This window comes from Providencia sp. NPDC089933 (assembly GCF_049545585.1).
In the GTDB taxonomy this organism is placed as follows: Bacteria; Pseudomonadota; Gammaproteobacteria; order Enterobacterales; family Enterobacteriaceae; genus Providencia; species Providencia huashanensis.
The window spans coordinates 212,767-238,547 of record NZ_JBMWDT010000002.1 but is presented as its reverse complement, the minus strand read 5'-3'; the positions used below and the strand labels follow the sequence as shown (position 1 = coordinate 238,547).

Sequence of the window (25,781 nt, the reverse complement as noted above, 5' to 3'; positions counted from 1 at the left end):
ATCAATCAACAACATACCTATTTTTGTTATCTCAGCTTAATTAGCTTTTCCCCTTGCAAGCCATGCAACACGAGAAAACATATTTTTCAGTTGCAGTGGAATGCTATCAGGCCCTAACTCTGCCGCCCGATTTACGGTGGCTAAGGCTAAATCAGGTTTTGAAGTACGGGAAATCGCTTTAATGATCACCCGTCTGGTTGAGACTTTTGCATTATCAGGAATATCTGCAATTTCATGATATAGGCTTCTGAACCCTTCGCGATATAGGAAATGTTCCATATCTGGAGCGGTTAACATCGTTAGCCTATCCCTATCTGGCGAATTGATTTTATTCGCATAATGCGTTGCAGTAGCGGCATATTTACGCCCCGCTTCATCACCATCCGTCAACACATGCCATTCAATCCCCATTTTATTGGCAAATTTCAACAGCGGCTTCAAGCCACTTTGTGCAAACGCAATAACTTTAATGCCTTCCGTTTCAAAGTAATAATGACATTGGCTTGCAAACTCGCTCATTAGCCAAATTTCAGTTTCCCCTTCAACCAATAACCAACAACGAGCAAAAAGTGCAGATGGCCGGTTAAATCGAATATGGAAAGAGATTTTACGTAACTCTTCAGGGCTTAAATCATTTTGGTTTAAACGATAAGCAGATACTTTATTCGTATTGCGCACCAAACGACACAAATCTTCCAAAGGCGCCAGTGAAAGTAGCTCACCTGAATTGGTTGTCGTGATACGTTGAAGTGAAAACAGGCTAAATAACCCCCAAGCAATAGAGAGCATAATCGGATGTAGTCGAGTTTCAGGGTCTTCAACAATAATCAATGGCCTCGCATGTTTATCTAAGTGAATATTACCTTTGGCTTGTAATAATGAATAAAACATCCCTAAGATAATTAAACGGATATTTCGTTGGTTTGGTTTTGCGATAAGACGATTAATATTGTCCAGTGCTTTCCAACCTTGTTTGCGAGGTTGAATATTTATGAGTGAATTGTCTGTCTTAATAATATGTGCAGTTTGCCCTGAAAAATAATGGCTCAATAATTGCTGCATTGCATCGATACCCGCCCCTAAATCATCATCACTGAGGCGCTCAGGGTTTTTAACTAACGCACTTGTTAATTCCTTAATATGAGCATTAAACATATCCCGCATTTCTTTTTGCCCAGTCACTATTATTTCTGGGTTAATCGACTGTAAGAAACGAGCATCTCGTAAACGGATAACGGGGTACAGCCGAACAATTTCTTTTATGTATTTCCCTACATTATCCAAGGATAATTTATTACCACCTGAATTTAAGAAGCTTTTATCAACCACGACAGTATTGTCATCTTTGAGTTCAGCACTCACTCGGTAAAAAATATGCTTAAGGTCATCACCATTATCGACCCAAACGGAGCTAAGATTATGGAAACGATATGACTGATGCCGGCCTTTACGGCGCTCACAAAATTTTAAAACAATCTGTAATGAACGATAACGTGAATCATCATTCCCTGCTGGGTGATGAAAGTCATGTAAAGTGAATTGATAATCTTTATGTTCGGGGGAGAGAAGAATATCAAGAGCATCAAGTAAACTGGATTTACCCCATGAGTTCTCACCGATTAAAACTGTGCTGTTATTAAGTTCTAAAGACAGCCGGTTAATCCCTCTAAATCCATATATTTCCACACGTTCCAGATACATATCTCTCTCCTTGGAATATTTTTAATTCACTTGGAACCACCAGTACAAGATAGCGCCAATGATTGAGCATACTAAAGGACAATATTTAGAGCTTACCGATTAAGCTTGTTTATTACTATATATATGTACGAGAAATAAAAAATCTTCACAACAAAACAGCTAACTGTATTGAGCATCTAATTGCAGTGTTATAAAATAGTAAAACTTTTATTTTTAGTATTTTTAACTTGCTTTTCGATGAATTAACCAATAAAAAATTTTATGGCGAAAAGCCCTTTTAGTACGGTGCGTTAAATCAGGTTTGTGCTGCGATAACTTAAATAAAGAAAAATAAGCATAACGCCTTGTTTATATTTACCTAGTCGATGGGATAACCTCTAAGGATGCGGCCATGTATTCAGGACTTTTAATTATTCTTCTACCGTTAACTTTCGGTTATCTTATTCCTATAAAAAACAAACAAATACTCCATCGTGTCCATCAATCATTGAACTCAATGGTGTATGTTATTTTATTTTTAATGGGTATTACGCTTGCACTGCTCGAAAACTTAAGTGTTCACTTAATTTCTATTTTAATTTATGCCGTTACCTTCTTTGCCTGTATATTTTTACTAAATGTTATCTCGCTGTTATTGTTAGATAAACTTGACCCGTGGAAAATTCCTCAGCATAAACAAGAAAAACCTCCTTCACGCCTCAAGATGGTATTCGAATCCTTACAGCTCTGCGGTGTACTGCTTTTAGGGTTTGTTGTTGGGCTAACTGGCTTTGATTTTCTACACTATGCAGATAAAGGCAGCCAGTTAGCGTTGATGCTACTGCTTTTATTGGTTGGGATTCAGCTACGTAATAGCGGCATGAGCATCAAGCAAATTTTAATTAACCGCCGAGGCACAACAATTGCCTTCGTGATGGCGGTCAGTGCGTTGGCTGGTGGCGCGCTTGCTGCATTTTTATTAGGTATTCCTGTTAAAATGGGGCTAGCTCTTGCTTCTGGGTTCGGTTGGTATTCCTTAACGGGGATTGTCTTAACCGATGCTTACGGCCCTGTAATGGGAAGTGCAGCATTCTTCAACGACTTAGCTCGCGAACTTGCTGCAATTATGTTGATACCAATGATTATTAACCGTTATCGCTCAACCGCACTGGGTATTTGTGGCTCAACCTCAATGGATTTTACCCTCCCCGTTTTGCAACGTAGCGGTGGGGTGTCTATTGTCCCTGCGGCCATTGTTCATGGCTTCGTACTTAGTCTTATTACGCCAATTCTTATGGCCTTCTTTACATAGGTAAAATTTCAGTCACAATAGCGGTTAATTTGCGTGAAACAGGAAATTAACATGACAGATAAACAACGTGTTTTAGTGTTGGGCGCTAGCGGCTATATTGGGCAAAACCTAATTCCCCAGCTGATTGAACAAGGATATGACGTTATTGCTGGGGCTCGTCGTGTTGATTGGATGCTATCTCAAGGTTGGCATGATACCCAATGCATTTATGTTGACCTTCACGACCCCGAAACTTTAAAAGGGGTCATGGAAGATATCGACATTGTTTATTTCCTAGTACACAGCATGGCAGACCAAGCTAATCTGGTTGAGCGGGAACGCGCAGCAGCACGTAATGTACAACAGGCTCTTGAAGGCTCTAATGTTAAGCATATTATCTATCTTAGCGCATTGCAGCACGGCCATACCTATTCACCACACCTTATCGCAAGGCGTTTAACCGGCGATATCTTGCGTGAAAGTCATATCCCTGTGACTGAAATCCGTTCTTCTATTATTGTTGGGCCAGGTTCAGCAGCCTTCGAAATTATGCGGGATATGGTTTATAACTTGGCTATTTTAACCCCACCACGCTGGGTGCGTTCAAAATCATCTCCAATCGCCCTATCCAATATTCTATATTATTTAACACAACTGGCAAAAACGCCGGTAACAGAAAGCCGAATTTTCGATGCAGGCGGCCCTGAATATATAAGCTACCAAGAGCTATTCAAAAGATTTATCAAAGTCAGCGGTAAACGCCGTTTGCTGATCCCTATCCCAATTCCAATTAGTATGATTTCGGTGCATTTTATTAGCCTTATCACCTCAGTACCGCCTTCAATTGCTAAGGAGCTAATCCAAGGCTTACAACATGACCTTCCTGCTGATGATAAAGCACTACGCGAGTTGATCCCTCAAACCTTAATTTCTTTCGATGACGCAGTCAGGGCAACCTTAGCGGAAGAAGCGGATGCCGTCGATAATGCAGATTGGGGATACGACCCTGAAGTTCGCAAGCGTTGGCGACCGGGCTATGGTTTTTATCCAAAACAAGCAGGTGCAACGCTTGGTACCATCGCTAGCAGCGAGTCTCTTTGGCATGTCGTTCAACAAATTGGTGGCAAAGATGGTTATTTTTATGCCAACGGCCTTTGGAAAACCCGCGCCATCATGGATGATATGATGTTGAATAAAATTAAATATGGGCGTCCCAATCGCGAAGAGCTGCAACTTGGCGATGAAATAGATGGTTGGCGTGTCATAAACCTTGAACCTAATAAACAACTTAGTTTGCTATTTGGTATGAAGGCACCGGGCCTTGGGCGGCTGACATTTACTATTCATGATAGCGGTAACCGCCGCTCAATTGATGTTAGAGCTTGGTGGCACCCAGCTGGCTTCTGTGGTCTGCTTTATTGGTTTGCCATGATGCCAGCACACTTATTTATTTTTAAAGGTATGGCGAAGCGAATTAGTGAACTGGCTTTTGAACGGGATAAACAACTCGCTAAGCAACAGCCGATAGAGCATCCAACTGAGAAAACAGAATAATTTCAGCGTAAAAACCAAATTTTTATGCATAAATTATTGCATAAATATGCTCATGGGATTAATATCGCAGGTAGTGAAAAAAGATATTATTGGTAAGCATGAGCATTCAATTAAAAAACATCAACTGTTTCTATGGTTCCCATCAGGCTCTCTTTGATATCAATCTAGAGTGTTCTGCAGGTGAGACCATGGTATTACTCGGGCCAAGTGGAGCAGGTAAAAGCTCTTTACTGCGTGTTCTCAATTTATTGGAAATGCCACGTTCTGGCCATTTAAATATTGTCGGTCAGCAATTTGACTTTTCATCGGTACCCGATGCGAAATCTATCCGTGAATTGCGTCAAAATGTCGGCATGGTATTCCAACAATATAACCTGTGGCCTCACTTGAATGTGATGGATAACCTAATTGAAGCCCCTTGCCGTGTATTAAAGTTATCGAAACAAGAAGCACAAAGTAAAGCGGCTAAGCTGTTAGAACGCCTACGTTTATCTCAATTTGCTGACCGCTATCCTTTACATTTATCTGGTGGTCAACAACAACGTGTTGCAATTGCAAGGGCGCTTATGATGGAGCCTAAGGTTCTGTTGTTTGATGAACCAACGGCTGCGCTTGACCCTGAAATAACCGCACAGGTTGTCGATATTATCCGCGAATTATCAGCAACAGGCATTACACAAGTTATCGTGACTCATGAAGTAGAAATTGCACGTAAAACCGCTAGCCGTGTAGTGTACATGGAAAACGGTCATATTGTAGAACAAGGAGACGCCAGCCATTTTTCGGCGCCTCAAACTGAAGCATTTGCAAATTATCTGTCACATTAATAGATATAGGATTAAGCAATGAAAAAAATTATATTAGCCGCGCTACTAGGCGCAGTAACCCTATCAGCAACTGCTGCAGAAAAAGAAACCATTCGTTTTGCAACGGAAGCAACTTATGCACCGTTTGAAATGTTTGATAAAAATAACCAAATTGTGGGTTTTGATGTGGATTTAGCCAATGCAATGTGCGAAAAAATGAACGCAACTTGCACATTTACTCACCAATCATTTGATAGTTTAATCCCTAGCTTGAAATTCCGTCGTTTCGAAGCATTGATGGCTGGTATCGATATTACCCCTGAGCGCCAACAACAGGTCGATTTTACTGAAACCTACTACCCTAACTCTGCTGAGTTTATCGCAGTAAAAGAGAAAATCTCTTCGGTTGATCAACTAAAAGACAAAAAAATCGGTGTGCAAAATGGGACAACTCACCAGAAATACATCATGGAACAACATAAAGGGATGACAACCGTTCCTTATGATAACTATCAATCTGCCATTTTAGATTTACAAAATGGCCGTATTGATGCTGTCTTTGGTGACACCGCTGTTGCTGATGAGTGGTTAAAAGCGAAAGGTAATGAAAACCTAACGGCTGTTGGCGAAAAAGTCACTGATCCACAATACTTCGGTATTGGTCTAGGTATTGCTGTTCGTAAAGGAAATAAAGAGCTACTGGATAAAATGAATAAAGCCTTAGCTGAAGTTAAAGCAGACGGCACTTATGATGCTATCCACAAAAAATGGTTTCAACAGTAATTGATATAATTAATGAGCAACTTTCTATTTTTAACAAGTGCCGCCGGTATCACCGTCGGCCTTGCTGTTTCTGCACTGGTTTTAGGGCTGATCCTCGCCATGTTATTTACTGCGTGGGAGTCCGTCCGTTTTAAACCTATTGCCTTTTTAGGGACTTGCTGGGTTACTTTGATCCGTGGTCTACCTGAATTACTGGTCGTGTTGTTTGTCTACTTTGGTACATTACAACTGATCAATTTGCTTGGTGATGGGTTCGATATAAACCTCGGTTTTTGGCAAACCACTATTCAAATTGACCCTAGCATTTTCTTTGCTGATAGCGGTGAATTTGATTACACCCCATTTGTCTGCGGTGTCATTGCCCTCGCCTTGTTATATGCGTCTTATGCATCACAAACATTGAGAGGAGCTTTAAAAGCAGTACCTTATGGTCAGTGGGAAGCCGGTTTTGCATTAGGTTTAAACAAACGCACTATTTTCTTTCGGTTCATTATGCCGCAAATGTGGCGCCATGCACTTCCTGGATTAGGTAACCAATGGCTTGTATTATTAAAAGATACTGCGTTAGTTTCACTCATCAGTGTTAATGATTTAATGCTACAAACAAAAACAATCGTTAATAGAACTCACGAACCTTTCACATGGTACGCCATTGTAGGGTTGATTTACCTTGCTATTACGTTAGTCAGTCAAGTTATCTTAAAACGTATTGAATTGCGTACCACTCGCTTTGAGCGAGGTGAATCAAAATGATTGATTTAATTTTAGATATTCTTCCGGGGCTACCAACCAGCTTATCACTGACGTTTAGTGCTCTTATTGTGGCTTTTCTTTTAGCGATATTATTTACTTTAATTCTCTCGCTTAAGACCCCCGTGGTTTCTCAAGCGGTTAAAGTCTATATCACGCTATTTACTGGCACGCCTTTATTGGTACAGTTTTTCTTAATATATAATGGTCCAAGCCAGTTTAAATCGTTGCAGGATTATCCAATGCTCTGGGAGTTTATCTCGACCCCATGGGTATGTGCGATGCTCGCATTAGCACTAAACAGTGCAGCGTATTCCACTTTGTTATTCCATGGTGCAGTTAAAGCCATTCCATCAGGCCAATGGCAGTCGTGCCAAGCCCTCGGGATGAGTAAAATGCAAACCATGCGTATTATTTTGCCTTATGCCTTTAAACGTTCGTTATCGTCCTATTCCAACGAAGTCGTTCTGATTTTCAAAAGTACTTCACTTGCCAGTACGATTACAATGCTAGATGTCATGGGCTACAGCCAACTGATCTTTGGGCAAAGCTGGAATGTCATGGCGTTTGTTGCTGCGGGGATTATTTATTTAGTGGTCAATGCAATTTTAACAGTGCTAATGCGTTTAATCGAGCGTAAGGCTCTAGCCTTCGAACACCGCAATTAACAAATTATAATTCAATTGGTTATATAAAAAGCTTGGGTGCCCACCAAGCTTTTTTATTCTATCGTTCTTCCATTCATATTGATAATGAGACCTTAGCTCAAATATGTACGCATATTATCAACTTAAGTCTTATTTTATTTTTAATAATGTTAATACTTCAAAATGTGCAGTGTGTGGAAATAAATCAAACAGTTGTACCTTACAAACTTGATAGCCAGACAACCACTTCAAATCTTGTGCCATCGTTTTTGCATTACAGCTTGAATAGAGAATATATTCAGGTTGCATATGAGAAAGATAATCACACAGTGCTTTACCTATTCCTCTACGTGGTGGATTGACTAAAATAAGCTGCGGAATATCCTGATTAGCAGTAGCAAAACGCGTAGAGTCGAGGGCTTTAAATTCAACATATTGTAGCCCTAGTTCATTCGCTGATTGTTGAGCACTGGCAATTGCAGGAGCACTGATTTCAATGCCAGTTAAGCGGGTCTCTTTTTCAGCGCAGTGCAACCCAAAACCCCCAACCCCACAAAACAAATCCCACAAGCTATGAATATTTAATGCTTTTACCCACTCTCTCGCGGTTTGGTATAGCTTAGCTGCAACAACAGGATTAGTTTGGAAAAAACCTTGTGGTCGAATAAACAAAGGAACTTGATTAAACTCCTCACGCAGTGTGTGTTGCGGAGTTAAGAAAATCTCTTCCTCGCCTTCGAGTATTGCCATATGTACGGGCTGAATATTTGCCGTAATCACCTCAAGTTGTGGTAATTGCTCTTGTAACCAAGGCAATGCATTTTTGAGCTGAACCAGTTTTTTCTCTGAACGCAGCACAAAGCGCAGCATAAACCTACCCGTGTGTCGGCTTTGTGTTAACAAAAGATATTTCAGTTCCCCACGTTTGCGTTCAATGTTGTACGGCGTGAGCCCTGCTCGAGCGATAAAGGGGGAAAGCACACTAAAGATATCTGAAAATGAGGCGGGGTATAATGGGCAATCCGTTAGGTCGACACCGACCCCATTTTCTCCGATAATCCCGAAAATTGGCCTTTCAACACTCCCACTAACCACCATTTTCGCTTTATTACGAAAAGCGACTTGTAAGCCAGTGACGGGGGGTTGAAACTTAATAGCCTCAATTTCTGGTAATAACGCCTGTAGTTGCCCCTGCTTTGCAGCAATTTGTTGTTCTGGTGTCAGTTCTAACCATTGGCACGAGCGACATGCGCCCGTGAGGTATTTTTCACAATGCATAACAAAAAGTTAGTGAAGGATTATGGAAGGTTTATCATCATCAGGAGAAAACTCCGACTCATCTTCAGCAGAGCCGTCATCCTCACTAAAATCACCTTGATTGGCATACAAGAGATTATTACTAAAGATTTCATAAACAATAGCAGAAATTTGGTCTTCTGCTTGCTGCACAAAAAGGCAAAACTGTCGATAAGTCATTCCTGCTTCTAAGGAAAATGATTGACTCACAACGAGTTTAGGTAAGTTTTCATCGTTAATTTCAAGAAAAACTTTAGCTGTTAATGAACTGGCATTGATTTGGCTGATATTCGCCACAAGCGTCACAATAGCCGTTGGTTTCAACTCGGCTAATGCAGACAGTACCAAAACATTATTTAAAATATCGAGCTTCGCATCAAAAATACCCTCTATGTTTTGCATATGAGGTAAATGCAATGCTGCGCAGGAATCACACTCGAAATAAGAGGTTTTGAGTTGGTCTAGCCATTCACGTAACTTTGTGATGTCAGGGTAACAAATAGAATCCATGGGCAATAAACCTTCTTCAACTCAAAATAATCATGCAATATCGGTTTGTTAGAGCCTTGATTTCACCTCTAACAGAAAAGCGAATAATTTTCACACATTGTAAGCCGAAACGCTAGCGAAACCACGTTTTTTATGGCTATTCATCGTGTTTATCATCAAAAGATTCTGGTTTTTGGCTGTGCTTTTTGGTCGATTGTTTATTATCAATCCCTAAAAAACTTAAACTATGGATAGCGCGCCAAATAATATGAATGACAGCAGGAACTAAACAGCCAATCCCAACCATAATAATCGCAATTATTACCCCTTGCTGCATTAAAGGTTCAGGTAATGTCATATAATCATTTAATGTCAGTAAAACGATTATCAGGAGTATAATTCCCACACCTTCTAATACCAAAATAGGTTTGGGCATATCCGCTAATGAGCGCATAGTCCCTTTAGATTCCGGTTTGTTACTCATTATAGTTACCTTTCCACTGTTACATCGCTATCATACTCTCTCGATTATATGTCATACCTATAGGTATAACAGGAAAATTCGACTTTTATTTCACAATTTATGTAGGCATAGTATTGAATATTGCGATTAAAATTCGAGTTCAAGATAAAAGGAGATACTATGTATACTGTTATTTTTGGTCGCCCTGGCTGCCCCTATTGTGTTCGTGCGAAAGAACTTGCTGAAAAACTGAAAAATGAACGTGACGATTTTGACTACCGTTATGTCGATATCCAAGCTGAAGGCATTTCTAAAGAAGATCTGTCTAAAACTGTCGGTAAACCTGTTGAAACTGTGCCACAAATTTTTATTGATGAAACTCATATCGGCGGTTGCACTGATTTTGAAGCTTATGCAAAAGAAAATTTGGATCTATACAAATAATTAGCCCCTCAGATTTATCTACTCAACAAGCAAAGTGGTTCACTTATTGACAAGTACTCACACTTTGCTTGTTCTTTTTGTGCTATTTCATTTAAATTTCATAAAAAAGTGCATTTTTTTTCATCTGCCTGAGAACTTTCTTTTTTAGATGGGGTCTTAATTTATGCCACTGCTTTTCTTTGATGTCCCCATATTGAGGAGCCCGATAGCCAACTCTATGTTTTCATGCTATCGGGTTTTTTGTTTCTAATCAGCAAGTTCCCCTTGTAATGTAATAATTAACCTGCGTTTCCCGCCGTAATTACGATGTTCACACAAGTAGATCCCCTGCCATGTTCCAAGATTTAAGCGCCCTTTTGTCACAGGGATAGTCAAACTAGCTCCTAATAAACTACTTTTAAGGTGCGCAGGCATATCATCACTTCCTTCATAAGTATGCTTAAAATAAGGTTCATTTTCCGGCACTGCTTTATTAAAGAAACGCTCAAAATCTTCTCTAACGGTATAATCTGCATTCTCATTGACTGTCAAAGAGGCAGATGTATGCTGAATAAAAATATTCACTAAACCAATATCGATTAAACTTAGTTCAGGCAATTGCTGAAGGATCTCCTCTGTGACTAAATGGAATCCCCTTTGTTTTGCATTGAGCTGTATTTCTTTTTGCCACCACACGATTTTTCCCCTTCCTCAACGACGCGAAAACACTTTACCGCGTTAAATAATCATTGAGTAATTGTTTAACCGCAAGTAAATTTGTCGCACAACGCTTTCAATAATAAGACAAAGGGACTTTACCTGCTAAGTCGGAAACTTTAATCTCTCCCTCTTACATGTTTGCTCTGTCTTATTTACTAACTGTCCGAGGTACTGAACTGTGCTGGAACAACTGAATCTTGATCTTTTCAATTTGATCAATGCCACACCAGAGACCGCGAGTGGAACCATTGCGCTAGCCAATGTTATTGCCAAGCGCTTAATCCTTATTTTTCCACTTTTTACTGTTGCCTGTTGGTTCTGGGGTGCCCAGCCAAATATGACCCGCCAACGTGCTTTTGCATGCAAAGCAGCGATTGCTATTGTTGTAGGTTTAGCCATTTCTTGGTTAATTGGCTATATTGCCCCACACGATCGCCCATTTGTCATGGGAATTGGAACAAACTTCTCAGATCATGAAGCCACACCATCATTTCCAAGCAACCATGGCACCATTGTCTTTACTTTCGCCTTTGCCTTCCTTTTCTGGCTAAGAACTTGGGTGGGGTTAGTGATGATGATACCGGCTATCGTGATTGCTTGGTCACGCATTTACCTAGGTGTCCATTGGCCTTTAGATATGGCAGGTGCCTTTATATTAGCAATTGTTGCCTGCGGAATTGCACAGGTTATCTGGTCTATTGGTGCAAATAAAATCCAAGAACCTATAACCCGGCTTTATAGTTTAATTTTTGGTTCTCTTATTCGCAAAGGTTGGTTCCAACCATAGTCATTAAAAAGTACTGGTGTTAATTAATACCAGTACTTTTATTCATTTTAGAAATTGAGCTAAATCAAAGTTTCTGCTTATTTTCTTTCTCTTCTTTAAAATTATTTTTAAGTATTAAACATAATTATTAAAACAATTAATTAACAAATATTTTGTTACGCTTTTTAATTATTTTTTTCGACGCAAAAAAAGTCACAAAAAATGACATGAAAATATCTATAAATAATTAATATATGATTTTAACCCCAACAAATTACCCTCTGGTTAATCACTCACTAAACCATTCCAAGAAATAAAAATATAATGTTAAATAACAACACATTACATAAGACAAAAGTCTAATTTATTGCTCTAGCATTAGAGTAAAACTTCATACTTAGATTAGCGTGGATTATATTTCAATCAGTTTAATGCTGATTATTAATATAATAATGTTTTTCCAGCAGAATTTAATTCTGTTTGTATTTAGCTTATTTAGAATTCATTAAATCAATATATAAACGTTTTAAAAAATAAACCTAACGCAAATTTTATTAACAATTTTATAAAATATAATGATTCCTTGCAAACTTGGTGGATATTTCTCTTTTGAGAGAATGATCACGGTACTTTATTCTGTTAAACTATAGATTCACACACTCAAAAACCATTTTTAAAATTTACTGATAAATTTACAAAACTGATTGAAGATAAAATTAGTATTACTTTTAGTTTTATTTCTAATCAGATTGTTACGTAAAAGAAAACGATTGTTATTTAGTAATTGTTCGTACCAAAAGATTAAAACGTCGTAACGCATTTGAACGTTACGCTTAAATGATTTTTTTGACTTTTATTTTCGGAGACTATTATGGATGCAACAAAAGTTGGTTCCATCGACAAAACAGCCTCGCAAACAGTAAACAGCAATGCTTGGCGCAAAACTGACACAGTATGGATGCTGGGTTTATATGGTACAGCTATCGGTGCTGGAGTACTGTTTTTGCCAATCAACGCAGGTATGAGCGGCTTATTACCTGTTTTATTGATGCTAGTTTTAGCCTTCCCTATGACGTTCTTTGCTCATCGCGGTTTAACTCGGTTCGTTCTTTCTGGTTCGAAACCTGACACAGATATTACTGGTGTTGTAGAAGAACACTTTGGTCGTACAGCAGGCAACTGGATCACCCTACTTTATTTCTTCGCGATCTACCCTATTTTGCTGGTTTATGGTGTATCTATCACCAATAACGTGAATAAATTCCTAACCGAATTATTAGGTGTTGGCGCGCCACCTCGCTGGTTACTTGCCTTGATCCTTGTTGGTGGTGTAATGGCGATTGTTGCTTTTGGTGAAAAATACATAGTCAAAGTCATGAGTATGCTGGTTTTCCCATTTATCGCTGTATTAGTTGCCTTTTCTTTGTATATGATCCCTCATTGGAGTGGGGATGTACTGAATACATTAACCTTTGAAGGCATCACTGAAGCCACTAAAAATACAGGTGGGCAAAGTATTTGGATCACTATTTGGTTAACAATCCCAGTGATGGTGTTTGCATTTAACCATTCTCCTATCATCTCGGCTTTCTCTGTCGCAAAACGCGAAGAATATGGCGATGCAGCGGAAAAAAAATGTTCACGTATTCTTGCTTCTGCACATGTTTTGATGGTTTTGACTGTCATGTTCTTCGTCATTAGTTGTGTGTTTACTTTATCTTCAGCAGACCTAGCACAGGCGAAAGCACAAAATATCAGTATTCTTGACTATTTATCTGGCTACTTCGATCAACCATTCATCAAATACGCAGCTGCAATTATTGCATTCATCGCAATTATTAAATCTTTCCTAGGGCACTATCTAGGTGCTCGTGAAGGTTTCAATGGCCTAGTTGAACGTGCTTATCGTGCAAAGGGTAAAACCGTTGATGTTCGTAAGCTAAACCGTGGTACCGCAATCTTCATGCTAGTCACTACATGGATAGTTGCAACATTAAACCCTGGCGTACTGGATATCATCGAAAGCCTCGGTGGGCCTGTTATCGCCATCTTATTGTTCCTGATGCCAATGTATGCCATCAACAAAGTGCCTGCAATGCGCAAATATGCCGATAAAATCAGTAATGTATTTATCGTAATTATGGGTCTAGTCGCTATCTCTGCGGCAATATATAAGTTATTCTTCTAATTGAAGCTACCAGGTCGTTATTATGAAAATAGCGACCTGATTTCAATGACTTTCTACAAAAGGAAGCACTGAATATGATTAGTGTATTTGATATCTTCAAAATAGGCATCGGCCCTTCAAGTTCCCACACTGTCGGCCCAATGAAAGCGGGCAAACAATTTGTTGATGACCTTATTCAACAAAACTTACTTACCACCACTACACGTATTGCGGTTGATGTATACGGCTCGCTTTCCCTGACAGGTAAAGGCCACGCCACAGATATGGCAATCATTATGGGGCTTGCGGGTAACTTACCCGATACTATTGATATTGACGCTATTCCTGCGTTTATGCGTAATGTCGAGCACACAGGTAAACTTCTTTTAGCCCAAGGGCAACATGAGGTCGATTTTCCGACCGAAGGTGGGATGAACTTTCATCATACCAACTTGCCGCTCCATGAAAATGGAATGACTATCACGGCATTTGCAGGTAACGAAATTCTATACACTAAAAATTACTATTCCATTGGTGGTGGCTTTATCGTTGATGAAGAGCATTTCGGCCAAGAGAATGAAAATGCAGTTCAAGTCCCTTATCCGTTTAAATATGCGGCAGATTTACAAAAGCATTGTAAGGAAACAGGTTTATCCCTTTCTGCACTGGTAATGCAAAATGAATTAGCTTTACGCAGTAAAGATGAAATTCAACATTATTTATCCTCCGTTTGGGATGTAATGAAAGCCGGTATTGAACGCGGCGTGACAACGGAGGGTTTATTACCCGGTCCATTACGTGTCCCTCGCCGTGCCGCAGCACTACGCCGCCAACTTGTCACAACCGATAGCACAAACACTGACCCTATGGCGGTCATTGATTGGATCAACATGTTTGCTCTTGCCGTCAATGAAGAAAACGCTGCCGGTGGCCGCGTTGTAACAGCTCCAACTAACGGCGCCTGTGGCATAGTCCCCGCCGTGTTAGCCTATTATGATAAATTCATTCGCCCTGTGAATGAGAACTCCTACACTCGGTATTTTTTAGTCTCAGGGGTTATCGGTGCTCTATATAAAATGAACGCATCGATTTCAGGTGCTGAAGTTGGTTGCCAAGGGGAAGTTGGTGTTGCTTGTTCAATGGCGGCTGCAGGTCTCGCAGAGTTAATGGGCGGTAGCCCTGAGCAAGTGTGTATCGCCGCGGAAATTGCGATGGAACATAATTTAGGGTTAACTTGTGACCCCGTTGGCGGGCAAGTTCAAGTCCCTTGTATTGAACGAAATGCAATCGCGTCGGTGAAAGCAGTTAATGCGGCGCGTATGGCATTACGACGAGTCAGTGACCCGCGTGTTTGCCTTGATAAAGTTATTGAAACGATGTATGAAACAGGCAAAGACATTAACGCAAAATACCGTGAAACCTCCCAAGGCGGGCTAGCCATTAAACTGGCACACTGCGAATAAATACTTGTATACACTATCTAGCCCTAATCCCCCATAGTGGGGCGGTTAGGGCTAGTTTTAGCTAAAGATAATCACTTACCCAAAGATTGCACTCCACCAGCCGCTGATGGTTTTCATGATATAGTCCCAAATACGACCAAAGAACCCGGCTTCCTCAACAGCAGATTTTGCCACTAAAGGATGTTGCTCAACGACTTCACCATTCAGAATAAAGTTAATCGTCCCTACCGCTTGGTTTTTCGCTAAAGGTGCTTCAAGGGAATCATTTGTAAGCTGAATATCTACTTTTAAATTTTGTAGCTGCCCTTTAGGGATTGTGATAGAAACATCATCAGCAACACCGAGTGAAACCTCCGAGGTATCCCCAAACCAAACCCGTTGTTTCTTCAATGTGGTGTCTGCTTTTATTGGTGTCACCGTTTCAAAAAAGCGAAAACCCCAAGTCAGTAACTTCTCACTTTCTGAAAAACGCACTCGGTCACTTGGCGCCCCTAACACAACAGAAATTAAGCGCATATCACCTTCCGTGGCTGATGCCACTAAATTATGCCCTGCGCCACTAGTGTGCCCTGTTTTTACGCCATCAACTTTTAAATTTTGGTTCCACAACAAACGATTACGGTTAGGTTGGCGAATTTTATTAAAGGTAAATTCTTTCTCTTTATGCAATACATATTCATCGGGGACATCACGGATCATCGCTTGTGTTAAAATAGCCATATCGCGTGCTGTACTAAATTGCCCTTCAGAATCTAGGCCATGAACTGTTTTAAAGTGTGTATTCTTTAAGCCTATTTGTTGCACATAATGGTTCATTAAACTGACAAATGAATCCTGGCTCCCCGCAACATAATCAGCTAAAGCGATACTGGCATCATTCCCTGACTGGATAACAATTCCTTTGTTTAAATCCAATACTGAAACACGGTCTTTCGGCTTCAAAAACATGAGTGAAGAGCCTTTTAATACCGGGTTTCCTGTCGCCCATGCGTCTTCCCCCACTGTTACCATATCCTGCGGCGTAATTTTCCCTGATTTAACTGCCTGACCTACCACATAACTGGTCATAATTTTAGTCAAGCTTGCAGGGTCTAAACGCTCGTCAGGGTTTGCAGACGCTAGGATTTTGCCACTTTTATAATCCATTAGAACGAATGCTTTTGCATCAACTTGAGGAGCAACCGGGGTCTGAGCCGCATACGTACTCCCACTTACGGCAATCAATAGACTCAACCCAACCCCGACTTGTCGGGTTTTTAGGGACAACATTTTTTTACTCATCGGTTATTCCTTCACTTATTCATAAAACATTTAAAATAAATATCATCTTGCTCAACATCACTAAACGATGAAACCACCGCTGTGATCAAATGCGATAACTCAATCTAACCAAGCCTAATATAAGACTTTATTTTCACTGAGACCACCTATAGGAAATAAAGATTTGCCTACGAGTGAATTTAATCTATCTTAACCATGGCTGATGACAAAAAAATCAATTTAGGAGGCTGCAATGTTAACTGTCTGGGGACGCGTCAACTCTTCCAACGTTAAAAAGGTACTTTGGTGCTTAGAAGAATTAAATGTCGCTTATAATCAAAAAGATGTGGGTGGCCCATTTGGTGGGTTAGATACACCTGAATATAAAAAAATGAATCCAAACAGTACAATTCCAACTCTACAGGATGATGACTTTGCACTGTGGGAATCAAATGCAATTTTACGTTACCTTACGGAAAAGTTTGATCACTCTCACTTATTGATCGCTAAAGACCTGCAAGAGAAAGCCGCAGCGGATAAATGGATGGATTGGAGTAGTGCCAATCTGTTTGAACACATCAAGCAGATGATGAACAAAATTGTCCGTGTCCCACAAGCAGAAAGGGACCCAGAACTCGCTAAGGTAATTTATGGCAACATTAATAAATTATTGCAAATTGCCGACGATGCATTAGCAAACCAAGCTTACTTCAGTGGCGACAAATTTGGCATTGCTGATATTGCTATCGCACCGCTATTTTATCCATGGCATGAAATCGTTACCGACCGCCCTGAATTCAAAAATTTAGAGCGTTGGTATCAGCAATTAACCACACGCCCTGCATTCAAAAAAATTGTTATGATCCCAATTAAGTGATTATAGCGTCATATTCATCAAGTCAGGGTTTGGATATTGATATTCAAACCCAAGTTCTTGGCAAATCTTATTACCATTAATTACTTTACCTCCTGACTCATTTATTTCATCAATAAATTCAGGTGGTACTAAGCCAATCGATTTAGCCGCCTTGGTATAGAATTCCGCGCGTGTGGGGTGCGTTGGTGCACACAAGTTAAAAATATGGCCGCCATCAGGCTGCTGAAGCAATAGTAAAATTGCCGTGATAACATCATCTTGATGCACCATATTCACCGGTAGGTTAGCCCCTTTAACCCCTGTTTTACCCGCTAAAAACCGGCCCGCATGGCGTTTCTCTCCCACTAAACCGGCGAGTCGTAAAATATCCACTGAAATGTTCGGCAATTGGTGTAACCAGCGTTCAGCCCTTATGAGTGCCGTCGCTGAGGTTGTTGACCCATTAAGATTCGCTTTTTCCGTGATTTCACCATCTTGCTCCCCATATACCGAGGTAGAAGAGGTAAAAATCACTTTTGGCACTCGAAAAGTGACTGCACAATTAACTAAAGTTTCAATCGCTTCAACGTATTGGTCCACATTCACTTTTGAAGGCGGGAGCAAAATGACCAAGGCATCGCTCTCCACCATAAGCTGAGTTAAATCTTCACTATCACACTCAATTTCAGGGGTTAGCTTTAATGCATAGCACTCTATGCCCACAGCACGGGCGGCCTCTATGCCATCAGGCGTCGTCTTAGTTCCGACAACTTGAATACCCTTTGCTAATAAAGCCTGAGCCAATGGTAACCCAACCCAACCTAGCCCAACGATGGTCACTTTTTTCATACAATCGATCCTCCATTGACTCATTCACTGAAATTCACTCTAGGTTATCTGAAAACCTTAAAACTTCCGAATACATTTTTTGAGGGATTTATCACTATAAATCCTACTCAACTAATTATTATTGGTTATTTTTTAAAAAAAGGTTGCATTCATAGGGGGAAATCGGATAGGTTGAATACCAATGAGTATTTAGTTAGCACAGTGAATGTTTAGTCATTCACGTAAATTAGAGAACGGAAGACATTATGAATCGTATTTCACGCAACCATCATCATCACCATCATCCTGATTAGTCTTTCGGGCGATGTGTGCTGGAAGACGATCAACGAATCTTCCGGTGGCTGAAATGCGAATTGAGAAAACCCTCGGAAGATTATCTTCCGAGGGTTTTTTTATTTTAAAACAAAAATTTATTAAAGGAATATGGGGTAAGGTTATGTTGGATAAATCACGTTTACGTATTGCAATTCAAAAATCAGGTCGTCTGAGTGAAGAATCAAGAGAATTACTATCTCGCTGTGGGATCAAAATTAATTTACAACAACAACGTTTGATTGCTTATGCAGAAAATATGCCTATTGATTTACTTCGTGTCCGCGATGATGACATTCCAGGGCTGGTTATGGATGGCGTTGTTGACCTCGGTATCATTGGTGAAAACGTTCTGGAAGAAGAGCTATTAAATCGCCGTGCTCAAGGTGAAGACCCTCAATATAAAACACTACGTCGCCTTGATTTTGGCGGCTGCCGCCTATCACTTGCTGCACCATTAGATTTCAACTATACCGGTGCAGAATGCTTAAATGGTTCCCGCGTTGCAACTTCTTACCCGCACTTATTAAAACGTTATTTCGACCAAAAAGGCATTCAATTTAAATCATGCTTACTTAATGGCTCAGTTGAAGTTGCACCACGTGCAGGCCTATCAGACGCGATTTGTGACTTAGTCTCAACAGGGGCGACATTAGAGGCAAACGGGCTGAAAGAAGTGGAAGTCATTTACCGTTCAAAAGCCTGTTTAATCCAACGCGATGGTGAAATGTCGGCAGATAAACAGCAACTCATTGACCGCATGATGACCCGAATTCAAGGCGTTATCCAAGCTCGCGAATCTAAATACATCATGTTACACGCGCCAAGTGAAACACTGGAAGAAATTATTGCACTACTGCCTGGTGCTGAGCGCCCAACTATTTTACCTCTAGCGGGTGAACAAAGCCGTGTAGCAATGCACATGGTTAGCTCCGAAACTTTGTTCTGGGAAACCATGGAAAAACTGAAAGCATTAGGCGCAAGTTCAATTCTTGTTCTGCCAATCGAAAAAATGATGGAGTAAATCGTCATGGAAATGGGATTCAACCAGCCAATTCGCTGGGCAGATTGTAACGACCAACAACAAAGTGCATTGCTGATGCGCCCTGCTATTGCTGCCTCTGGCAGCATTACTAGCGCGGTCAGTGACATTATCGACCAAGTCCGTCGTGAAGGTGACCTTGCCCTTCAAACCTTAAGCCGTCGTTTCGATAAAACCGAAATCGACACCGTGCGTATTGCAGCGAATACGGTAGATGAAGCTGAAGCTCGTCTTGGTGATGAAATTAAAACTGCAATGAAAACGGCAATTGGCAATATCCGTCGTTTTCATGAGGCGCAAAAGCCTGTACCAATAACGGTAGAAACCCAAGCTGGTGTTGTTTGCCAGCAAATCACGCGCCCAATTGATGCGGTTGGCTTGTATATTCCGGGTGGTTCCGCGCCATTACTGTCAACGGTTATGATGTTGGGAACACCAGCCAATATTGCGGGTTGTCGGAAAATTATCCTGTGCTCTCCTCCACCAATTGCTGATGAAATTCTGTATGCAGCCAAGCTGTGTGGTATTAGCGATATTTTCCAAGTAGGTGGCGCACAAGCGATTGCCGCCATGGCATTTGGTACCCAAAGCATTCCTACAGTGGATAAAATTTTTGGCCCCGGTAATGCCTATGTCACAGAGGCAAAACGCCAAGTCAGCCAAAGCCATGATGGTGCTGCCATTGATATGCCAGCGGGCCCTTCTGAAGTATTAGTGATTGCGGATAGCGGAGCAAACCCAGCGTTCACCGCATCTGATTTACTATCACAAGCGGAACACGGCCCTGATTCACAAGTCATTTTATTAACTGACGATGAAAACTTTGCCCAGCGCGTGATTGAGGAAACAGAAAAACAATTAGCGCAACTTTCTCGTGCAGAAATTGCAAGGGAAGCACTGAGTGCCAGCCGTGTGATCATCGCTGATTCGATCGAACAATGCGTTGAAATTAGCAATCGCTATGGCCCTGAGCATTTAATATTACAAACCCGCGATGCTGATAACCTAGTCGACGCTATCACTAGTGCAGGGTCAGTATTCGTTGGTGACTGGTCACCGGAGTCTGCGGGGGATTACGCATCAGGGACTAACCACGTTTTACCGACCTATGGCTATACCTCGACTTATTCAAGCCTTGGCCTTGCTGATTTTATGAAACGCATGACCGTACAAAAGTTGTCTAAACAAGGCCTATTAGGGCTAGCCAACACCATCGAAACTTTAGCTCAAGCAGAGCAACTCACCGCTCACAAAAATGCCGTTACCTTACGCGTTAACGAACTAAAAAAACAAAATCAGGAGTAAGTCATGAGCCAAAAATTTAATGCCGCCAGTCTTGCACGTGAAAATGTTAAAACCATGACCCCTTATATGTCTGCACGGCGCTTAGGTGGAAATGGTGATGTCTGGCTCAATGCCAACGAATACCCCATTGCCCCTGATTATCAATTCAGTGAACATAACCTTAACCGTTACCCTGAATGCCAACCGGTTGCCGTAATCAATAACTATGCGGCTTATACGCAAATTACACCAGAACAGGTGTTGGTTTGCCGTGGAGCCGATGAGTCCATTGAGTTGTTGATCCGCGCATTTTGTGAGCCGGGAAAAGATGCGGTGATGTTTTGCCCGCCAACCTATGGCATGTACAGCGTCAGTGCAGAAACCTTTGGTGTTGAACAAAAGAAAATCATGGCGTTGCCAGACTGGGCATTAAACGTTAATGCAATCCGTGAAAACTTATCTAATACCAAACTGATTTATATTTGTAGCCCAAATAACCCAACGGGCAATATCATCGATAATAAAGATTTACGTGAAGTGTTAGATATGGCAGCGGGCCGTGCATTGGTGGTAGTTGATGAAGCCTATATTGAATTTTGCCCGCAATATAGCGTGACTACTTGGTTAGCAGAATACCCAAATTTAGTTATTTTAAGAACCTTATCAAAAGCTTTCGCTCTCGCTGGGTTACGTTGTGGTTTTACCCTTGCTTCACCTGAAGTTATTGAAGTGCTATTAAAAGTGATTGCGCCTTATCCATTATCAACACCGGTTGCCATGATTGCGGCTCAAGCCTTAGATGAACAAGGCATAACCACCATGAGAAACCGCGTAAAAACCGTAACAGAAAACCGCATCGCCCTCAGTGAAGCCCTGCGTGACTTATCGGTGGTTGAACATGTTTATCCGAGTGAAACTAACTATATTTTAGTGCGCTTTAAAGATGGCAATAAAGTGTTTAAAGCCCTGTGGGATCAAGGCATTATTTTACGTGACCAAAGTAAACAACCTGGTCTTGAAAACTGTTTACGTATTACTATCGGGACAGAAATTGAAAATACCCGTGTTATTGAAGCTATTGCAGCACTTTGCTAATTAGGAATGACTCATGAGCCAGAAAATTCTTTTTATCGACCGTGATGGTACCTTAATTACTGAGCCACCGACGGATTTTCAAGTCGACAGCTTAAACAAACTCGCCTTTGAAAAAGCGGTCATTCCTAGCTTACTTGCTCTGCAAAAAGCCAATTACCGCTTAGTGATGATAACCAACCAAGATGGCTTAGGCACCGATAGCTTCCCAACTGCTGACTTTGAACCACCCCATAATTTAATGATGCAAATTTTCACTTCTCAAGGCATCACGTTTGACGAAGTTCTAATTTGCCCTCATAAGCCTGAAGATAACTGCCCTTGCCGTAAACCTAAACTTCAATTGGTAGAACGCTATTTAGATAGCAATGTATTAGATAGCGAAAACAGCTATGTGATTGGTGACCGCGAAACCGATATTCAGCTTGCTGATAATATGGGGATCAAAGGCTTACGTTATAATGCAACTGAGCTTGATTGGGAAGCGATCACAGCACAACTCACTAAACGTAATCGCCATGCACGAGTAGAACGCGTTACCAAAGAAACGAATATACAAGTAGAAGTTTGGTTAGACCAAGAAGGTGGCAGTAAAATCAACACTGGGGTTGGCTTCTTCGACCACATGTTAGACCAAATAGCGACCCATGGCGGCTTCCGTTTAAATATCGAGGTCAATGGTGACTTATTTATTGATGACCACCACACAGTTGAAGACACAGGGCTTGCATTAGGTGAAGCTCTCAGAATTGCTTTAGGTGATAAACGAGGCATCGCACGCTTTGGTTTCGTGCTCCCAATGGATGAATGCCAAGCACGCTGCGCACTGGATATTTCAGGTCGCCCTCACCTTGAATATAAAGCAGAATTTAAATACCAACGCGTAGGTGATTTAAGTACAGAAATGATTGAGCACTTTTTTAGCTCACTTTCCTATGCAATGGGCTGCACATTACACCTAAAAACAAAAGGAAAAAACGATCACCACAAAGCAGAAAGCTTATTTAAAGTCTTTGGTCGGACACTGCGCCAAGCGATCCGCGTTGAAGGGGATACCCTCCCAAGCTCAAAAGGGGTTTTGTGATGAACGTCGTCATCCTTGATACTGGCTGTGCTAATTTGGCGTCTGTCGCTTATGCAGTAAAACGTTTAGGCTATGACCCGGTGATCAGCCGAGAAACCAATACTATTTTACAGGCAGACAAGGTGTTTCTACCCGGTGTCGGTACCGCTAGTGCCGCAATGGAAAAGCTCATTGAGCGTGAATTAGTCCCATTAATTAAGGCACTAACTCAACCTGTATTAGGTATCTGTTTAGGGATGCAATTGCTTGGCTCCTTTAGCGAAGAAGGGCAAACAAATATCCCATTACTGGGGCTGATTGATAGCCCAGTACAAAAAATGGATGCTAACGGTTTACCTGTTCCCCATAGTGGTTGGAACCAAGTCAAAGCACTTGCTGGAAACCCGTTATTTAAAGGCATTGCCGATGATGCTTATTTTTATTTTGTACACGGCTATGCTATGCCTATTTCAGCGAATACCATTGCGCAAACACAATATGGAAATTTATTTAGCAGTGCTATCAATCGCGATAATTTCTATGGCGTACAATTTCACCCAGAGCGCTCTGGGGCTGCGGGTTCTCGCTTGATTCAGAATTTTTTGGAGATGTAATTACCATGATCATTCCTGCATTAGATTTAATCGATGGCACGGTAGTACGGTTACACCAAGGGGATTACGCTAAGCAAACAGATTACGGTAATGACCCTCTGCCACGCTTGCAACAGTATGAAAAAGAAGGCGCAAAACTCTTACACCTTGTGGATTTAACGGGGGCTAAAGACCCGCAAAAACGCCAAATTCCACTTCTTAAAAAATTATTAGCTGGCGTTAGTGTGCCGGTGCAAGTTGGTGGCGGTATTCGTAGCGAAGACGATGTTAAAGCATTGCTAGAGGCCGGTGCGACTCGCGTGGTGATCGGCTCAACGGCCGTAACAAAACCTGAACTCGTAAAAACTTGGTTTGAAACCTATGGTGGAGAAGCCATTGTACTGGCTCTAGATGTACGCATTAACGCCGAAGGTGTAAAAGAAATTGCTATCAGTGGTTGGCAAGAAAACTCAAATTTAACATTAGAACAAGCCATTGAAATCTATCAACCTTATGGTTTAAAACATGTGCTCTGCACCGATATCTCTAAAGATGGCACGTTAACCGGCTCTAATGTGAATTTATACCAAGAAATCAGCCAAAAATTCCCTGATATTGCCTTTCAAGCATCTGGAGGAATTGGTAATTTAGACGATATTGCGGCTATTCCAGCATCTGGTGCCGCCGGGGTTATTGTTGGTCGTGCATTATTGGAAGGCAAATTTACCGTTACGGAGGCAATCGAATGTTGGCAAAACGCATAATTCCGTGTTTGGACGTCCGTGATGGCCAAGTCGTTAAAGGGGTGCAGTTTCGTAATCACGAAATCATCGGTGATATCGTTCCTTTAGCGCAACGCTACGCACAAGAAGGCGCTGATGAACTGGTATTCTACGATATTACAGCTTCGTCGGATGGCCGCGTTGTGGATAAAAGCTGGGTCGCTAAAGTTGCTGAGGTGATTGATATTCCATTTTGTGTAGCGGGTGGTATTAAAAGCGTTGAAGATGCAGCTCAAATACTGTCTTTTGGTGCAGACAAAATTTCAATTAATTCCCCTGCGTTATCTGACCCAACCTTAATCAGCCGCTTAGCAGATAGGTTTGGCGTACAATGTATTGTTGTTGGTATCGATACTTGGTTTGATGACAGTACTAATGAATACCTTGTATACCAATTTACCGGTGATGAAAAACGTACAACACAAACTCATTGGAAAACCCTCGATTGGGTCAAAGAAGTGCAACAACGTGGCGCTGGGGAAATCGTTTTGAATATGATGAACCAAGATGGCGTCCGCCAAGGATATGACCTTGTTCAACTGAAAAAAGTCCGTGATGTGTGCCAAGTACCACTCATCGCATCAGGCGGTGCGGGGGAAAAAGTCCATTTTCTTGATGCCTTTGCTGACGCCAATGTTGATGGGGCTTTAGCCGCCTCGGTTTTCCATAAACAAATTATTAATATCGGTGAGTTAAAACAGTACCTAGCCGAAAATGGAGTTCAAATTAGAGTATGTTAACCACAGAACAATGTAGCCAACTGGCATGGCAAAAAGTCGATAATTTAATGCCTGTGATCGTGCAACATGCCGTATCAGGGGATGTATTAATGCTTGGGTATATGACCCCTGAAGCATTACAAACCACTTTAGACAGCCGTAAAGTCACTTTTTATTCTCGAACTAAACAACGTTTGTGGACCAAAGGTGAAACATCAAATAATTTTTTAAATTTAGTTGATATTTACCCTGATTGTGACAGCGATACTTTATTGGCGCTCGCCTTACCGGATGGCCCAACATGTCATAAAGGCACTCAAAGTTGCTTTGCTCCCGCACAAAGTGATTGGGGCTTTCTGTTTGAGCTAGAAACCTTGCTAAAAGAGCGAAAAACGGCATCACCTGAAAGCTCTTATACCGCTCGTCTATATGCAAGTGGCACTAAACGTATCGCCCAAAAAGTTGGGGAAGAAGGTGTTGAAACGGCCTTAGCAGCCACCGTCAATGACCGCGCTGAATTAACTAACGAAGCCGCTGATTTGATGTATCACTTAATGGTACTACTGCAAGACCAAGAACTTGATTTAAGTACTATTATTAAACGTTTAAAAGAACGTCACCAATAAATCAA

General features: G+C 41.2%; 26 protein-coding genes and 1 other annotated feature. Of the genes, 19 read left to right on the top strand and 7 right to left on the bottom strand.

Annotated features, from left to right (window positions below; genetic code table 11):
• Nucleotides 1–36: 36 nt before the first annotated feature.
• The gene (locus tag ACPEH5_RS04890) at nucleotides 37–1,701 is read right to left on the bottom strand and encodes an ATP-dependent nuclease (RefSeq protein WP_042846521.1); all 1,665 of its coding nucleotides are present in this window, start codon (nucleotides 1,699–1,701) and stop codon (nucleotides 37–39) included.
• Nucleotides 1,702–2,092: 391 nt separating this feature from the next.
• On the opposite strand from ACPEH5_RS04890, the gene ACPEH5_RS04885 reads away from it, so the two are divergent.
• The 6 genes from ACPEH5_RS04885 to artM all read left to right on the top strand — a co-directional run bounded on the left by ACPEH5_RS04885 (nucleotide 2,093) and on the right by artM (nucleotide 7,532).
• Entirely contained in the window at nucleotides 2,093–2,992 is a 900-nt protein-coding gene (locus ACPEH5_RS04885; protein WP_048606535.1) for a lysine exporter LysO family protein, read from the top strand.
• A 51-nt stretch (nucleotides 2,993–3,043) separates the two neighbouring features.
• Complete coding sequence (locus tag ACPEH5_RS04880) at nucleotides 3,044–4,525, top strand: DUF2867 domain-containing protein (protein ID WP_042846523.1); 1,482 nt, start codon at nucleotides 3,044–3,046, stop codon at nucleotides 4,523–4,525.
• A 98-nt stretch (nucleotides 4,526–4,623) separates the two neighbouring features.
• Nucleotides 4,624–5,352 carry an arginine ABC transporter ATP-binding protein ArtP gene (artP, locus tag ACPEH5_RS04875; RefSeq protein ID WP_281110660.1) on the top strand — a complete coding sequence of 243 codons (729 nt, stop codon included), beginning with the start codon at nucleotides 4,624–4,626 and terminating at the stop codon, nucleotides 5,350–5,352.
• A gap of 18 nt (nucleotides 5,353–5,370) precedes the next feature.
• Entirely contained in the window at nucleotides 5,371–6,114 is a 744-nt protein-coding gene (artJ, locus tag ACPEH5_RS04870) for an arginine ABC transporter substrate-binding protein (protein ID WP_042846525.1), read from the top strand.
• Between the two features lie 12 nt (nucleotides 6,115–6,126).
• A complete protein-coding gene (gene artQ / locus ACPEH5_RS04865; RefSeq protein WP_042846526.1) occupies nucleotides 6,127–6,867 on the top strand; it encodes an arginine ABC transporter permease ArtQ in 741 nt (246 codons plus the stop codon).
• Nucleotides 6,864–7,532, top strand: a complete 669-nt coding sequence (artM, locus tag ACPEH5_RS04860) for an arginine ABC transporter permease ArtM (RefSeq protein WP_131680514.1) — start codon at nucleotides 6,864–6,866, stop codon at nucleotides 7,530–7,532. The genes artQ and artM overlap by 4 nt, the downstream gene beginning before the upstream one ends.
• Before the next feature lie 129 nt (nucleotides 7,533–7,661).
• Here artM and rlmC read toward each other — a convergent pair whose 3' ends face one another.
• From rlmC to ACPEH5_RS04845, 3 genes are all read right to left on the bottom strand, one after another.
• Complete coding sequence (gene rlmC / locus ACPEH5_RS04855) at nucleotides 7,662–8,789, bottom strand: 23S rRNA (uracil(747)-C(5))-methyltransferase RlmC (RefSeq protein WP_048606529.1); 1,128 nt, start codon at nucleotides 8,787–8,789, stop codon at nucleotides 7,662–7,664.
• A gap of 9 nt (nucleotides 8,790–8,798) precedes the next feature.
• A complete protein-coding gene (locus ACPEH5_RS04850; RefSeq protein WP_042846530.1) occupies nucleotides 8,799–9,317 on the bottom strand; it encodes a YbjN domain-containing protein in 519 nt (172 codons plus the stop codon).
• Nucleotides 9,318–9,453: 136 nt separating this feature from the next.
• Nucleotides 9,454–9,780 (bottom strand): YbjC family protein, encoded by a 327-nt coding sequence (locus ACPEH5_RS04845; protein ID WP_042846531.1) that lies wholly within the window; start codon nucleotides 9,778–9,780, stop codon nucleotides 9,454–9,456.
• A 159-nt stretch (nucleotides 9,781–9,939) separates the two neighbouring features.
• Between ACPEH5_RS04845 and ACPEH5_RS04840 the strand changes: the two genes are divergently transcribed.
• Nucleotides 9,940–10,203, top strand: a complete 264-nt coding sequence (locus ACPEH5_RS04840; protein ID WP_042846532.1) for a GrxA family glutaredoxin — start codon at nucleotides 9,940–9,942, stop codon at nucleotides 10,201–10,203.
• A 246-nt stretch (nucleotides 10,204–10,449) separates the two neighbouring features.
• Here ACPEH5_RS04840 and ACPEH5_RS04835 read toward each other — a convergent pair whose 3' ends face one another.
• On the bottom strand, nucleotides 10,450–10,878 hold the full coding sequence (locus ACPEH5_RS04835) for a secondary thiamine-phosphate synthase enzyme YjbQ (RefSeq protein WP_048606528.1): 429 nt from the start codon (nucleotides 10,876–10,878) through the stop codon (nucleotides 10,450–10,452).
• A 202-nt stretch (nucleotides 10,879–11,080) separates the two neighbouring features.
• Between ACPEH5_RS04835 and ybjG the strand changes: the two genes are divergently transcribed.
• The 3 genes from ybjG to ACPEH5_RS04820 all read left to right on the top strand — a co-directional run bounded on the left by ybjG (nucleotide 11,081) and on the right by ACPEH5_RS04820 (nucleotide 15,298).
• Nucleotides 11,081–11,689 carry an undecaprenyl-diphosphate phosphatase gene (gene ybjG, locus ACPEH5_RS04830; protein WP_042846534.1) on the top strand — a complete coding sequence of 203 codons (609 nt, stop codon included), beginning with the start codon at nucleotides 11,081–11,083 and terminating at the stop codon, nucleotides 11,687–11,689.
• Between the two features lie 850 nt (nucleotides 11,690–12,539).
• Nucleotides 12,540–13,856, top strand: coding sequence for a serine/threonine transporter (locus ACPEH5_RS04825; RefSeq protein WP_042846536.1), 1,317 nt, complete (start codon nucleotides 12,540–12,542; stop codon nucleotides 13,854–13,856).
• Between the two features lie 74 nt (nucleotides 13,857–13,930).
• Nucleotides 13,931–15,298 (top strand): L-serine ammonia-lyase, encoded by a 1,368-nt coding sequence (locus ACPEH5_RS04820; RefSeq protein ID WP_048606527.1) that lies wholly within the window; start codon nucleotides 13,931–13,933, stop codon nucleotides 15,296–15,298.
• A 75-nt stretch (nucleotides 15,299–15,373) separates the two neighbouring features.
• Here the strand turns inward: ACPEH5_RS04820 and ACPEH5_RS04815 are convergent, their stop codons facing one another.
• On the bottom strand, nucleotides 15,374–16,579 hold the full coding sequence (locus tag ACPEH5_RS04815) for a serine hydrolase (RefSeq protein ID WP_042846538.1): 1,206 nt from the start codon (nucleotides 16,577–16,579) through the stop codon (nucleotides 15,374–15,376).
• A gap of 232 nt (nucleotides 16,580–16,811) precedes the next feature.
• Between ACPEH5_RS04815 and ACPEH5_RS04810 the strand changes: the two genes are divergently transcribed.
• The gene (locus ACPEH5_RS04810; protein WP_042846539.1) at nucleotides 16,812–17,435 is read left to right on the top strand and encodes a glutathione S-transferase family protein; all 624 of its coding nucleotides are present in this window, start codon (nucleotides 16,812–16,814) and stop codon (nucleotides 17,433–17,435) included.
• Here the strand turns inward: ACPEH5_RS04810 and ACPEH5_RS04805 are convergent, their stop codons facing one another.
• A complete protein-coding gene (locus ACPEH5_RS04805; protein WP_042846540.1) occupies nucleotides 17,436–18,263 on the bottom strand; it encodes an SDR family oxidoreductase in 828 nt (275 codons plus the stop codon). It abuts the gene before it with no gap.
• A 268-nt stretch (nucleotides 18,264–18,531) separates the two neighbouring features.
• Nucleotides 18,532–18,659, top strand: a sequence feature (His leader region).
• Between the two features lie 40 nt (nucleotides 18,660–18,699).
• Here ACPEH5_RS04805 and hisG point away from each other — a divergent pair.
• Genes hisG through hisIE form a run of 8 tightly spaced genes read left to right on the top strand, consistent with a single transcriptional unit; the run spans nucleotide 18,700 to nucleotide 25,776 of the window.
• The gene (gene hisG, locus ACPEH5_RS04800) at nucleotides 18,700–19,599 is read left to right on the top strand and encodes an ATP phosphoribosyltransferase (protein WP_042846642.1); all 900 of its coding nucleotides are present in this window, start codon (nucleotides 18,700–18,702) and stop codon (nucleotides 19,597–19,599) included.
• A gap of 6 nt (nucleotides 19,600–19,605) precedes the next feature.
• Entirely contained in the window at nucleotides 19,606–20,922 is a 1,317-nt protein-coding gene (hisD, locus tag ACPEH5_RS04795) for a histidinol dehydrogenase (RefSeq protein ID WP_048606526.1), read from the top strand.
• Nucleotides 20,923–20,925: 3 nt separating this feature from the next.
• Nucleotides 20,926–21,996, top strand: a complete 1,071-nt coding sequence (gene hisC, locus ACPEH5_RS04790) for a histidinol-phosphate transaminase (RefSeq protein ID WP_042846542.1) — start codon at nucleotides 20,926–20,928, stop codon at nucleotides 21,994–21,996.
• Between the two features lie 13 nt (nucleotides 21,997–22,009).
• Complete coding sequence (gene hisB / locus ACPEH5_RS04785) at nucleotides 22,010–23,077, top strand: bifunctional histidinol-phosphatase/imidazoleglycerol-phosphate dehydratase HisB (RefSeq protein ID WP_042846543.1); 1,068 nt, start codon at nucleotides 22,010–22,012, stop codon at nucleotides 23,075–23,077.
• Nucleotides 23,077–23,670 carry an imidazole glycerol phosphate synthase subunit HisH gene (gene hisH, locus ACPEH5_RS04780; RefSeq protein ID WP_042846544.1) on the top strand — a complete coding sequence of 198 codons (594 nt, stop codon included), beginning with the start codon at nucleotides 23,077–23,079 and terminating at the stop codon, nucleotides 23,668–23,670. Before hisB ends, hisH begins: the two co-directional genes overlap by 1 nt.
• 5 nt (nucleotides 23,671–23,675) lie before the next feature.
• A complete protein-coding gene (hisA, locus tag ACPEH5_RS04775) occupies nucleotides 23,676–24,413 on the top strand; it encodes a 1-(5-phosphoribosyl)-5-[(5-phosphoribosylamino)methylideneamino]imidazole-4-carboxamide isomerase (protein ID WP_042846545.1) in 738 nt (245 codons plus the stop codon).
• The gene (gene hisF / locus ACPEH5_RS04770) at nucleotides 24,395–25,171 is read left to right on the top strand and encodes an imidazole glycerol phosphate synthase subunit HisF (RefSeq protein WP_042846546.1); all 777 of its coding nucleotides are present in this window, start codon (nucleotides 24,395–24,397) and stop codon (nucleotides 25,169–25,171) included. The genes hisA and hisF overlap by 19 nt, the downstream gene beginning before the upstream one ends.
• On the top strand, nucleotides 25,165–25,776 hold the full coding sequence (gene hisIE, locus ACPEH5_RS04765) for a bifunctional phosphoribosyl-AMP cyclohydrolase/phosphoribosyl-ATP diphosphatase HisIE (RefSeq protein ID WP_181469156.1): 612 nt from the start codon (nucleotides 25,165–25,167) through the stop codon (nucleotides 25,774–25,776). Before hisF ends, hisIE begins: the two co-directional genes overlap by 7 nt.
• Nucleotides 25,777–25,781 lie beyond the last annotated feature (5 nt).